This window comes from Legionella sp. 16cNR16C (genome assembly GCF_021297775.1).
Lineage (GTDB): Bacteria > Pseudomonadota > Gammaproteobacteria > Legionellales > Legionellaceae > Legionella_C > Legionella_C quinlivanii_A.
This window is the reverse complement of sequence record NZ_JAJTMX010000001.1, coordinates 48,251-61,304: the sequence shown is the minus strand read 5'-3', so window position 1 is coordinate 61,304 and position 13,054 is coordinate 48,251. Positions and strand designations below refer to the sequence as shown.

Sequence of the window (13,054 nt, the reverse complement as noted above, 5' to 3'; positions counted from 1 at the left end):
ACACAGGATTCAATTATCAATGTTTCAAACGACGGTATTTGATTCTCGAAGGACGATTGGCCTCATCACCGAGACGCCGCTTTCTGTCAGCCTCGTAATCACTGTAATTTCCTTCTACAAAGACTACCTGAGAATCCCCCTCAAAAGCCATTAAATGCGTACAAATGCGGTCCAGGAACCAGCGATCATGGGAAATAACAATGGCACAACCCGGGAAGTTAAGGATAGCTTCCTCCAGCGAGCGCAGGGTTTCAACATCCAGGTCGTTACTGGGTTCGTCAAGAAGCAGGACGTTGCCGCCGCTTTTCAATAGTTTGGCCAGATGAACCCGATTTCGTTCTCCACCAGAAAGCTGCGATAAGCGCTTTTGCTGATCAGTACCTTTGAAATTAAAGCGCCCCACATAGGCACGGGAAGGCATTTGGAAAGATCCGACCTGCATGATATCCAAACCGTCTGAAATTTCTTCCCATACAGTCTTGCTGTCATCCAAATGATCACGGAACTGATCCACATGCGCAAGATTAACCGTCTCGCCAATACGTATCTCACCGCTGTCCGGCTGCTCTTGTCCTGTAACCATTTTAAGAAATGTGGATTTACCTGCGCCATTAGGACCAATAATACCGAGAATACCGCCTTTTGGTAGTTGGAAACTCAAATTATCAATCAATAAACGATCGCTGTAAGCTTTTGAAATGTTATTGGCTTCAATCACCAGATCGCCCAAGCGATCGCCGGGCGGAATATAAAGTTCGTTGGTTTCATTACGTTTTTGAAATTCTCTGGAGCGCATTTCTTCATAACGGGCAAGTCTTGCCTTACTTTTGGCATGTCTTCCCTTGGGTGAGGTTCTGACCCATTCCAGCTCGGCTTTCAATGCACGCTCATGGCCAGCCTGCTGTTTTTCTTCCATAGCCAGTCGAGCTTCTTTCTGCTCGAGCCAGGCGCTGTAATTTCCTTTATAAGGGATACCCTCTCCTCTATCAAGCTCAAGAATCCATTCAGCTGCATTGTCGAGAAAATAACGATCATGGGTAACAGCGACTACTGTTCCCGGGAATTCTTCCAGATAGCGCTCAAGCCAGGCGACACTTTCAGCATCCAGATGGTTGGTAGGCTCATCCAGTAATAACATATCGGGACTGGAAAGCAATAATCTGCAGAGCGCGACACGTCGACGCTCACCTCCCGAAAGATTCTGGATTTTGGCATCCCAATCAGGCAAACGCAGGGCATCGGCTGCTATTTCCAGCTTTCTATCCAGATCCCAACCGCCGCAGGCTTCAATTTCGTCTTGCAGCGCACCTTGCTTTTCGAGAAGACTATTCATCTCGTCATCACTCATTGGCTCGGCGAAACGCATACTGATCTCGTCAAACTGAGTCAGTTTATCTTTAATAGAGGCTACCCCTTCCTCAACAACCGCCTTGACGGTTTTTTCAGGATCCAGTTCGGGTTCCTGAGCCAGATAGCCGATACGGATCCCTGGTTGCGGCCTTGCTTCTCCATCAAAATTCTGATCCACACCAGCCATGATTTTTAGTAAGGTTGATTTTCCCGAACCATTTAAGCCCAAAACACCAATTTTGGCGCCGGGATAAAAGCTAAGGGAAATATCTTTGAGAATGGCTCGTTGATTATCTACAATCTTACTGACCCGATTCATTGTGAAAATATATTGCGACATTGTGCTCTCGTTATTATCAATTCAACTTATGACCAATCCAGAATAACCTTGCCTGATTGCCCGGAAGCCATTATCTGGAAAGCATCCTGATAGGCATCTACAGGGAAATGATGGGTTATTACCGGAGAAATATTCAGGCCGCTTTGCAACATGGCAATCATTTTATACCAGGTTTCAAACATTTCACGCCCATAGATTCCCTTGATCACCAGACCTTTAAAAATCACCTGATTCCAGTCAATCGCTGTTTCCTGAGGAGGAATTCCCAGCATGGCCACATGACCGCCATGATTCATCACTTTCATCATGTCATTTAAAGCCATGGGATTACCTGACATTTCAAGCCCCACATCAAAACCTTCCTGCATGCCTAACTCTTCCATTACATCCTTAATGGAACGGTATTTTACGTTAACCGCAGCGGTAGCACCCATTTTACGAGCCAGTTCAAGACGGTGATCATTGACGTCAGTAATCACTACATGCCTTGCACCGATATGACGCACAATAGCCACAGCCATAATTCCGATAGGACCGGCACCGGTAATCAGCACGTCCTCCCCAACGACATCAAAGGCAAGGGCACAATGCGTCGCATTCCCGAAAGGATCGAGAATAGAAGCCTGATCAGCGCTTATATCATCCGGTAAAACCAGCACATTGCTGGCAGGCATTGACAGATACTCAGCAAAACAACCCGGACGATTTACACCAACGCCCAGAGTGTTACGACAGAGGTGACGCTTACCAGCACGACAATTACGGCACATCCCGCAGGTAATATGTCCTTCCCCGGATACTCTTTGTCCTGGTTTTAAACCTTGAACTTCCCGCCCTACTTCGACAATTTCGCCATAAAACTCGTGACCTATTGTCATTGGAACAGGAATAGTCGCCTGCGCCCAATCGTCCCAGGAATAAATATGAATATCAGTTCCGCAAATCGCAGTTTTATGGATTTTAATTAAAACGTCATTTACACCGTATTCTGGAACAGGAACATCCTGCATCCATATGCCAGGTTCACGCTTGGCTTTTACCAGTGATTTCATAGTTCTCCCATCGATTTGTCTTTATTTAAAATCCTCTCTCCCCTCAGGGAAAGTTAGAGATACTGCTATTAAGTTAAGCTCAATTGTATATTAAGCTGTCCTCCCCGCGAAGGCGGGGATCCATCTCTGAACTCGCTGTAATGCCAATTGAGGAATGGATTCCCGCCTGCGCGGGAATGACATAATTCCCGTAACTTAATGGCAGTGCCCTACTCCTCTCCAACTTGGGGAGAGGGAGTTTTCTCTTTATTGGATGACTCCAAGCTGCTTTCCAACCTTGGCAAAGGCTTCTACGGCTCGATCCAAATGATGAGTCTCATGAGCTGCTGACATTTGCGTTCTGATTCGGGCCTTGCCTTTTGGTACAACCGGAAAAGAGAAACCAATGACATAGATTCCTTCAGCCAATAATAAATCCGCCATTTTTCCAGCGAGCGCGGCATCCCCAAGCATTACGGGAATGATTGGATGTTCGCCAGGAACCAGATCAAAACCAAGCGCCGTCATTGCCTTGCGAAAATATTGGCCATTTTGTTTTACCTTATTCGCCAATTCATTACTTCGCTCTAATTGCTCAAGAACCGCAATAGAAGAATGAGCGATTACCGGAGCAAGAGTATTTGAGAATAAATAAGGTCTTGAACGCTGTCTTAACCAGTCTATGATTACAGCATTGGCAGAAGTATACCCGCCTGAAGCACCTCCAAGCGCTTTCCCAAGCGTGCCGGTAATGATGTCAATGCGATCAGCTACGCCGCAATACTCAGGAGTACCTCGTCCGGTTTCCCCCATGAATCCCACCGCATGAGAGTCATCCACCATGACCATGGCATCGTATTTTTCGGCAAGATCGCAAATAGCAGGAAGATTAGCAATGATACCATCCATAGAGAAAACGCCATCTGTCGCAATTAACCGGAAACGGGCATTTTTGGCAGCAATCAGCTGTTGCTCCAAATCCTTCATATCATTGTTGGCATAGCGATAACGACTCGCCTTGCATAAACGCACGCCGTCGATAATGCTGGCATGATTTAAAGCATCGCTGATAATTGCGTCGTCTTCTCCGAGCAGCGTTTCAAATAAGCCTGTATTCGCATCAAAACAGGATGAGTAAAGAATGGTATCTTCCATTCCGAGAAACTCACTGATTTTAGCTTCCAGCATCTTATGCGGCGTTTGCGTTCCGCAAATGAAACGAACAGAGGCCATTCCGTATCCATAGGTTTGCAGGGCTTTTTGCCCCTCTGCAATCAGTTCGGGGCTGTTTGCCAGACCTAGATAGTTATTTGCGCAAAGATTAATGACCTCTTTGCCATTCACTTCGATCGCTGCTTGCTGTTGACTGCTAATGATTCGCTCGGACTTATATAAACCTTCTTTTTTCAGGTTATTTATTTCGGAATGCAAATGATCCAAAAATCGCTCAAGCACGCTGTTCTCCCAGATTTAAAAAACTGATGCAATCATATCAAATTCTCTCTTTGTTCACTAGAAGTGAAGAAAATCGATGCAGCGCTCGGGGATTTTGCAAAAAAAGAATGAATTATTATGCGGATAATAATCGCGCCCGCTGGTAAATCTTGCTAAAATGCCAGTAACGTTTTAACCTAGGAGCTTCTGAAATTTCAGGCGCGGCATTGTATCACGCCAAATCTCAGCAAGGCCTAAGTCACTTAAGTAGATGGTAAGATTCAATGATTAGTCAAAACGCTCGAATAAATATGGTCAAACAGCAATTAAGAACAGGTGATGTTTTAAATGAAAACATCCTGGCTCTGTATGACAAATTTCCTCGTCATGAATTTGTACCTAAAAATATGCAGGAATTTGCCTACTCCGATATGCAAATCCCGCTACCTCATGGTCAGCGCATGCTCACGCCGCTCGAAGAGGGCAAAATTTTACAGACTTTAAAGCTGAGCGGAAATGAAACTGTTCTTGAAGTCGGAACAGGCACTGGTTTCTTCAGCGCCTTGCTAAGCCAGCTCTGTAAGAAAGTAATTTCAATTGATTATTATGCTGAATTTACCAGTATGGCCAAAAAGAATCTGCAAACGCATCATGTGAGTAATGTCGAGCTAATCACTGGCGATGCGAGCCGCGGCTGGCTTGATAAAGCGCCCTATGAAGTGATCGTGTTTACAGGCGCTATTGAAAAAATCACTGAAACATTACGTCTTCAGCTTCTGCCGGGTGGAAAATTAATTACTATCGTGGGCAGAGAGCCGGTAATGCAATGCCAGTTGCATACTCTTGATCATAATAATCAATGGCATGAAACCTTCCTGTTTGATACTAATATTCCCCCATTGGTCGACAGATTAAAACCCAAAGAATTTGTTTTCTAGGACTTGCTCAATGAAAAAAACGCTTCTAAGCTGTCTTTTGAGTGTGGGTTTATGCACAATTTCCTATTCAGCTGATTTGATGGATATTTACCATCAGGCATTGGAAAATGATCCGATTTTTAAAGAAGCCTACAGCACTTACATGTCCAGTAACGAAGCGCTTCCTCAGGCACGTGCAGCACTCTACCCTCAGTTGACAACGACAGCTCAGGTTGCGAGGAATGTGGAAGATGTAAGAAGCCAAAGCGCGAGCGTCGAGCAGACCTACAACAGTAATCAATGGCAGGTCACTGCGTCTCAGGCGGTATTCAATTATCAGGCCTGGGCCAAAGTTCAGCAGGCAAAAGCATCCGTTAAAGCGGCACAGGCAACTTTTAATAATTCAGCACAGGATTTGATCCTGCGCACTGCGAAAGCTTATTTTGATGTCCTGTTAGCCAAAGATACGCTTAACTTTGCTGAAGCTAAAAAACGGGCCAACAAAAGGCAGCTTGATCAGGCTGAGCAGCGGTTCAAGGTAGGTCTGGACGCGATCACTTCGGTCTATGAGGCCAAGGCAGCTTATGATCAGTCAGTGGCAGAAGTAATCAGTGCGCGAAATAATCAGATTAACCAAAATGAAAATTTACGCAAGCTGACTAACCATGTTTATGAATACCTGGCTCCCTTACGTGACAGCCGCATCCCACTGATTAAACCCGAACCGGATAATGTGAACGAATGGATAGATCTGGGTTTGAACCAGAATTATAATCTCTTTGCAGCCAAGTATAATCTGCTATCGGCACGAGAAAATATCAAGGCTCAGGCTGCGGGCAATTGGCCAACGCTTACCATTCAGGGTAACAGCAGTCAAACGCATAATGCAGCAGGGAATGGATCTTTCTTCATTCCATCACGACAAAGCAATTCAAATGTTGCACTGGCATTGAATTTTCCTGCCTTCCAGGGTGGTCTGGTTCAGTCACAAACCCGCCAGGCACAGTTTGACTTTCAATCAGCCAGTGAACAACTGGAAAGAACGTATCGCGACGTAGAAGTGAATAGCCGTATTGCCTTTAATACAATTATTGACGGAATCAGTAAGGTTAAGGCCGACCGACAAACGGTGATTTCAACCCAGAACTCTCTGGAAAGTACTGAAGCACAGTTTCAGGTGGGAACCCGTACAATGGTTGACGTGGTGAATGCACAGCAACGTCTGTTTGAAGCGCAGCGACAGCTTGCCAGTGATCAGTATGATTTGATCAACGCCTTACTGAATTTAAAGTATCTTGCTGGTACTTTGAACGCCAACGACATTGAGGAAGTTAATGCCTGGCTGGCCACAACACGAATAAGCACATTTCCCCCTAACCCGGGGCCAGTTCGACGCCATCCTTAGTTTGGAAGCATTAAGCTTTATTTAATTACTACTTCGACAGGCTATGATGCGCTTAGCCTTCAACAAAACTTGAATTTAGGTTGTATATTATTATGTCATCGACACCCACATTTATCGAAAAAAAACTCTTACATTACACTGGTAAGGCAATTGCAGACTTCAACATGATTCAGCGTGGCGATCGAGTTATGGTATGTTTATCAGGTGGTAAAGATTCTTTCACCTTATTAACTTTACTGCACAGTTTAAAACGCCGTTCAAATCATAAATTTGATCTTTTCGCCTTTACACTTGACCAGGCACAGCCGGGCTGGGATGATCGGGCGCTGCATGCCTGGCTTCAAGAAAAAGAGATCCCCTATGAAATTTTAACCCGTGATACTTACAGCATCGTCAAAGAGAAAATACCTGAAGGCAAAACTTACTGTTCTCTTTGTTCAAGACTGAGACGGGGTATTATTTATCGCTATGCCGAAGAGAATGGCTTTACTAAAATCGCTCTGGGCCATCACCGCGATGATTTGATTCGCACCTTAATGATGTCCATATTGTACAACGGCGACATACGTTCCATGCCGCCAAAGCTTTTAAGTGATAATAAGAAACATATTGTCATAAGACCCTTAGCCTATGTTCAGGAAAAAGATATCATTACTTTTGCCAATGAGCAGGCTTTCCCAATTATCCCCTGCACGCTTTGTGGCTCCCAGGAAAACCTGGCCCGCAAGAAAATAGGGAAATTGATTGATCAGCTTGCTGAAGAAAACCCGAAAATTCCCAGTAACATTTTGCATGCCCTGCAAAGCGTTAAACCCAGCCAACTGATGGATCAGGATTTATGGCAATTCAAGAATCTTGAATCGGAACTGCTAACAGCTCATTCAACAGGGGAAACGGTAATTGATGAGGAAGCGATTGCTGAGTTGGAGGGTGTTGAGTAAGGAGTTCTGTCATACCCGCCTTCGCGGGCCGAGGGATCCCCTCATTTTTTATATAGTCAGCGGATGACTTAACAATTACTCAAACAGGTCTATTATCGTGTCGTTCCCGCGTAGGCGGGAATCTATTTCTCAAGGTAATTCCTAACTTTGTTTGCAAGATGGATTTCCGCCTACGCGGAAACGACACTATTTAAAGTCATTTTGACCTGATAAGGTACGTACTTTTTGAATGAAAAATGAGGGGATTCCTCAGTTCGCGGGGATGGCAGTGTAATATACCATTGAGTCTAACTTAATACAGGTCCACCCTCTTCAAGCCCCTGCTCTAAAAACTTATTCGCTGAGTCCCATACTGAATAGAAAAAACCAAAGATACAATCGGAAACTGACCAGAGCTTTGCCCGCATGGCAAAATTATTGAGAAGCGCCTGATCCTTTTCTAATAACTCCAATATTGGCAACTGATATAAGCCAGCCATAAAAGCCTCAATATTGAATACCACTCCACTCGCGAGAGAATCATTATACAATCCAAGCATCGTCGAATCTAAATTGACTATTTGCTTATTCTCATGTGTTTGCAACTGTCTCGCACAGCTGCGAATTATTTGCTGGTAAAACGGGCAATTCTGCTCCTCACGTAATAACCATAACATAAGACGATAGAAAGCAATTTTTACATCCGGCTCCGAGATGCTGCATTGCAAATTCCAAAAGCCCTCAATAATCTCAAATCTGGTATCAGACGGTAAATCACTGGCTTTTAGTTGGGAGAACAGTGTGGCCATTTTCAAAATATCTCTATTTCCTATGGCATTCCCAACTTAAGGCCAGAGCTGTCTGATACGCTGGTCACGTTTGAGGTGTACAGCCATTGTTCTGTAGAATTCTAAAGTATCCTCATCCTCATTAATCAGAAGTTGATGCAAATTCTCAGAGGCCAGCGACACGCCATTAATTTCAATATCGATTAAGCTATTACTTTGAGTTACCACCCTGGTCAACATGGAGAGACACATCTTATCCATTCGGCAGTTATACAAAGAGAGATTTTGAATTCCTGAGCGTTCAGACAACATCTCTGCAAGTTTTTCTCCAGACTGCATGTGAAAATTTGTATGCCTGAATTCAAGATCCGTAATGGTATCTGAGCTTTTGAAAAAAGCAGTCAAAACAATAATACTTTGTTCACTCAGAGAACCCAGAATTACTTTTTTCAGATTCCGAGAGTTTTTAATGACTCGAATTATGGCTAAGGCTGTATCGTGTCCGATATCGGGTTGACCTTGTAAAATCAGCGTCGTGAGCTGGGGAGATCTTTTTTCAAGGCATCGGAGACTATTAGCATTAACGATGTCACCGATCAAATGCAGCTCCGTATTTTTTCTGGTGAAGAACTCAGCCAGCTCAGCAAATAAATCATCATTAATAGAACATTTCTCAATAAAAAGTGAATTGATGTTGCGATTTTTGTTTAAATAATTTGCAAGTAGTCTGATATGATTTTTCGTTAGATAAAGTTGAGATAATTTGATCTGAGTGCCAGACTGAATTAGCAACTCCTGAAAATTGCTTAGAGATAACAACTGCATGAGGGAACCAGGTATGTTTAGCAGTGCCTAAGCTCTCAAACGTCTAAATTTATGTCAAGTTAAGAAATATTTCTTTTTTGTAAAGAAAAGGGTTAACAAAATGTGCAAACTGCGCTAACATTGGGGAAAATCACTAAATCTGTGTAGCATTATGACTGAAAACATTATCAACAACATGAGAAAACTACGGGTTTATCGATCTCGAAGTTTTAAATTTGATGTGGTTGCCGCCATCGTAGTGTTCCTGGTAGCAATTCCACTTTGCCTAGGAATTGCCCTTGCATCAGGGGCCCCTCTTTTTGCGGGACTGTTAAGCGGAATAATCGGGGGAGTTGTAGTTGGCAGCCTGAGTGGTTCTCAGGTGAGCGTGAGCGGTCCGGCGGCTGGTATGGCGGCGGTGGTGCTGGCAGCCATCACACAGCTGGGTGATTATAATATTTTCCTGTTAGCACTGGTTCTTGCCGGCATGTTACAAGTGTTAGTAGGGACTTTTAAAGCTGGATTTGTTGCAGATTATGTGCCGTCCAATGTGGTTCAAGGCCTGCTTTGTGCAATTGGTATCTTGCTCATTGTCAAGCAAATCCCTTTTACATTTACTTTATCTACTGAGTCAAAGGAGTTACAGGCCCATCTACTGGAAACGACAGAAAGCTTTTCATTTAGTCCCCTGTCAGACTTAAGTTACCATATCAATACCGGCGCCATCATCATCTCTGTGATTTCTCTGGCTATAATGTTCTATTTTGAAAAAACTAAAACCCAATGGCTTAAGGGAATTCCAGCTCCGATTGTTGTCGTTCTCGCTGGTATTTTATTCAATGAACTGTTCATTACGCTTGGCTCTACCCTTGCTCAAAATAATCCTCATCTGGTCAACATTCCCAAACATGATGGCTTCGCAGATTTCTTCAATCAATTGCAATTTCCTGATTGGTCTGCATGGAAGAATCCAAAGGTTTACCTTTATGCTTTTATTATCGCAACTGTTGCCTCCCTGGAAAGTCTTCTTAATGTCAAGGCAGGTGAAAAGCTTGATACCAAGCATCGCTATTGCTCAAAAGATCAGGAATTAATCGCCCAGGGCGTTGGTAATTTTACCGCAGGCCTGGTCGGAGCAATCCCAATTACTTCCGTTATCGTTCGCACCTCGGTTAATGTGCAGGCCGGTTCAAAAACCAAAATGTCAGCTATTCTCCACGGTGTGTTCCTGTTGCTGGCCGTGATGCTTATTCCAGGATGGTTAAACAAGATTCCTCTATCCTCTTTAGCAGTTATATTGATTTATACTGGTTACAAACTCACTAAACCCGCTATTTATAAATCGATCTATGAGCAAGGAATGGATCGCTTTATTCCTTTCATAGCGACAGTAATCAGTATCGTCGCATTTAACTTACTGGCAGGAATAAGCATTGGTCTTGCAATAAGCTTATTCTATATTCTTAAAACTAACAGCCAGGCCAGACTGGACATCGTGAAGGAAAACTATCCTAACGGCGTAGTCAACCGTTTGGTACTTCCTCAGCAGATTTCTTTCCTGAATAAGGCCTCGCTGATAAGTGAGCTCAATTCTATTCCGCGAAACTCTCAATTGATTATCGATGCTCGCTATACCAATTATATCGATAAAGAAATTATTGAGCAGATTAAAGAGTTTAAGGATGAGCAAGCGCCTCTGAAACAGATATCGCTCAATCTCATGGGGTTCAAGGAGCATTATGATATTCACAATTACATCGATTTCATCAATGTAACTACCTATGACGTGCTGGCCACACTTGAACCAGTCGAAGTCTTGAACCTGCTGCGTGAAGGAAACCAGCGCTTTCTTAAGGACACGCGTATACACCGTAATCCTAAAATAGATATCAAACAAACGGCCAAAACGCAGCATCCAATGGCCGTTGTTCTCGGCTGTATTGATTCACGTGTTCCGGTTGAAACAATCTTTGATATGAGTTTTGGAGATCTCTTCTGCGTTCGTGTCGCAGGCAATGTGGTTAATGATGACGTGCTGGCAAGTATTGAGTACGCTTGTCACGTAGTAGGCGCTAAACTGATTGTTGTTCTTGGCCACACACGCTGCGGAGCGATTGGTGCTGCCTGTGATAATGTCGAAAAAGGACATATTACCGAATTGCTCGCAAAAATTAAACCAGCGGTAAATGCTGAAACTGAAACGACAGAAAATCGTACGAGTCAGAATGAACAATTTGTAAGCCATGTCACATCGCTTAATATTGCGAACACCCTGCAGCAAATTTATCAGGATAGCGAAATTTTAAGAATTATGCTGGATCAAAATGAAATTGGCATTGTGGGTGCTCTTTACGATGTTGAAAGCGGTCGAGCAAGTTTCGGAGATTATACACATGAATTATCGAAAGTATGCCGCAATACAGCCAATGCTCTCGGCGATAAGATGAAAAACCTGGTAAACAGTAAGTAATTAAATCAGCAGCCCGCTTCGATAATCGGGCTGCTAGTCACACACAGCTCAGATACATCCGGTTTCAACCGGGTTTATTTTAGATGCTGCCAAGCCATTTCAGGCCAATATAGGGCCCATTAAACGCGACATTGGTTTCATCGGCAATATCAACAGAATGCTGGGCGTTAAAATAATTCACCCACATGTAACCTGCATCGGCAGTCAATACACCGCTTCCGCATAAATGATTGTATTTGATACCCGTTTTGGCTTCCAGTTCTGGAACTGTGGTCCATTTACTGGACGAAATATACAGGCTTGTTGCTGCTGAGTATCCGTTGGCGTCACTATCACCGACTAATAAAGCAGCTGCACCATTGGCGTAAATGGCAAACGCATCATTGAAGTTGTAGGCCATGTCCATACCGATCCGTGGACCAAATCCTTTAAACTCCAGATTGAATGGATGAACTGCTCCTCCGGTCACGCCATTCTGTATATCATGCTCAAGACGCAAGTACTGAAAACCAGCATGAAAACGAATATCTTTATATTCTCCAAAATCAACATGTTGGCCAAATTCAAAGTTTACTGCATCCCACTTAGGCTCAATCCAGGTGGAGTAAGGGACATTGGCTTCAAACGTTGAACTATACACGGTGAAAGAACGGCGAGTGCTTTGATTATAATGATACCAGTTCACATTGATATCATTGCCGGTGTTGAAATGGTAAGAGCCTTCAACTTTAAAACCCCAATCCCATTCCGGTTCAAATTCATTCCGAACTTGACGATCGCCGTTTAGTGAATAGCCTACATAAACAGCATTGGCGCTATAACTTGGTTTTAAATATAAAGCCTGAACCCCAAAATCCCAGGCGCTGGATGGGCAGGGAACAGTCACATTACCTGGTTGGCAGACAGGCCCCATTGTTCCCGCAAAACCTGCACTGCTTACTGACACTAAAACCGCTAAAGCAGTTTTTTTTAAATCTAACATGCATTTCTCCATATGACATTTTTATCAACTCGTTCTGATTTCTTTAAAAAAATCGGAAGCATGTTAGCATATTTTTCAAAAAATTAATGGTGAATTAGCGAACACCGAAAAACTACGGTTATTTTTTGATCAATTGACTAGTATAATTGCGATATCTTAATAAGCAGAGTCACCATGGAATATATTATCAATGAATCAAAGCATGCTATCAGTCTCAATGAAATTAATCATCTGACTGAGCTGGTAGGCTGGGGCAAGGATTTCTTTTCCTCACCTCACAAATGGCAGACTGTACTCAGTGCTTCCAGCCATATCGCTTATATCAAAGAGCAGAACGAGTTGATCGCTTTTGGACGAATTTTGGAAGATGGACAAATGTGTATGTTTTATGACATATGCGTTCATCCCCAGTATCAAAGACAGAAAATTGGCAGTCTAATTATGAACCATCTGATTAATAAAATTAAAGGACGCGATTTTGTCTCTGTCGGTTTATTTGTTTGGCAAGGCAATGCTAGCGCTAAGGATTTTTATCGGACCTTTGGATTTGAATTATCAACGGCTATGGAACTTAAAAGCGAGATGAAGCCGGTATGATTAAGAGAGTAAAACC

At 43.4% G+C, this 13,054-nt stretch carries 11 protein-coding genes; 5 read left to right on the top strand and 6 right to left on the bottom strand.

Annotated elements, in window-relative coordinates:
• Positions 1-16 precede the first annotated feature (16 nt).
• The 3 genes from ettA to LXA66_RS00280 form a co-directional block, all read right to left on the bottom strand.
• Complete coding sequence (gene ettA, locus LXA66_RS00290) at positions 17-1,690, bottom strand: energy-dependent translational throttle protein EttA (RefSeq protein WP_233011441.1); 1,674 nt, start codon at positions 1,688-1,690, stop codon at positions 17-19.
• A gap of 26 nt (positions 1,691-1,716) precedes the next feature.
• On the bottom strand, positions 1,717-2,742 hold the full coding sequence (gene tdh, locus LXA66_RS00285; protein ID WP_058508686.1) for an L-threonine 3-dehydrogenase: 1,026 nt from the start codon (positions 2,740-2,742) through the stop codon (positions 1,717-1,719).
• A gap of 246 nt (positions 2,743-2,988) precedes the next feature.
• Entirely contained in the window at positions 2,989-4,176 is a 1,188-nt protein-coding gene (locus LXA66_RS00280; RefSeq protein WP_233011440.1) for a glycine C-acetyltransferase, read from the bottom strand.
• A gap of 263 nt (positions 4,177-4,439) precedes the next feature.
• Between LXA66_RS00280 and LXA66_RS00275 the strand changes: the two genes are divergently transcribed.
• The 3 genes from LXA66_RS00275 (at position 4,440) to ttcA (ending at position 7,418) form a co-directional block, all read left to right on the top strand.
• Positions 4,440-5,093, top strand: a complete 654-nt coding sequence (locus LXA66_RS00275) for a protein-L-isoaspartate O-methyltransferase (RefSeq protein WP_233011439.1) — start codon at positions 4,440-4,442, stop codon at positions 5,091-5,093.
• Positions 5,094-5,103: 10 nt separating this feature from the next.
• Positions 5,104-6,477, top strand: a complete 1,374-nt coding sequence (locus LXA66_RS00270; protein WP_133138588.1) for a TolC family outer membrane protein — start codon at positions 5,104-5,106, stop codon at positions 6,475-6,477.
• Between the two features lie 92 nt (positions 6,478-6,569).
• Entirely contained in the window at positions 6,570-7,418 is an 849-nt protein-coding gene (gene ttcA / locus LXA66_RS00265) for a tRNA 2-thiocytidine(32) synthetase TtcA (RefSeq protein ID WP_233011438.1), read from the top strand.
• Between the two features lie 287 nt (positions 7,419-7,705).
• On the opposite strand, the gene LXA66_RS00260 is transcribed toward ttcA, so the two are convergent.
• Positions 7,706-8,206 (bottom strand): hypothetical protein, encoded by a 501-nt coding sequence (locus LXA66_RS00260; protein WP_233011437.1) that lies wholly within the window; start codon positions 8,204-8,206, stop codon positions 7,706-7,708.
• A gap of 36 nt (positions 8,207-8,242) precedes the next feature.
• Positions 8,243-9,010: a hypothetical protein gene (locus tag LXA66_RS00255; protein ID WP_233011436.1), complete on the bottom strand. Its 768-nt coding sequence runs from the start codon at positions 9,008-9,010 to the stop codon at positions 8,243-8,245.
• 151 nt (positions 9,011-9,161) lie between these two features.
• Here LXA66_RS00255 and LXA66_RS00250 point away from each other — a divergent pair, with 151 nt between their 5' ends.
• Positions 9,162-11,459 carry a bifunctional SulP family inorganic anion transporter/carbonic anhydrase gene (locus LXA66_RS00250; protein WP_233011435.1) on the top strand — a complete coding sequence of 766 codons (2,298 nt, stop codon included), beginning with the start codon at positions 9,162-9,164 and terminating at the stop codon, positions 11,457-11,459.
• Between the two features lie 79 nt (positions 11,460-11,538).
• Here LXA66_RS00250 and LXA66_RS00245 read toward each other — a convergent pair whose 3' ends face one another.
• Positions 11,539-12,441: an Lpg1974 family pore-forming outer membrane protein gene (locus tag LXA66_RS00245; protein WP_233011434.1), complete on the bottom strand. Its 903-nt coding sequence runs from the start codon at positions 12,439-12,441 to the stop codon at positions 11,539-11,541.
• Positions 12,442-12,615: 174 nt separating this feature from the next.
• Between LXA66_RS00245 and LXA66_RS00240 the strand changes: the two genes are divergently transcribed.
• Complete coding sequence (locus tag LXA66_RS00240; RefSeq protein ID WP_233011433.1) at positions 12,616-13,038, top strand: N-acetyltransferase; 423 nt, start codon at positions 12,616-12,618, stop codon at positions 13,036-13,038.
• Positions 13,039-13,054: the final 16 nt, after the last annotated feature.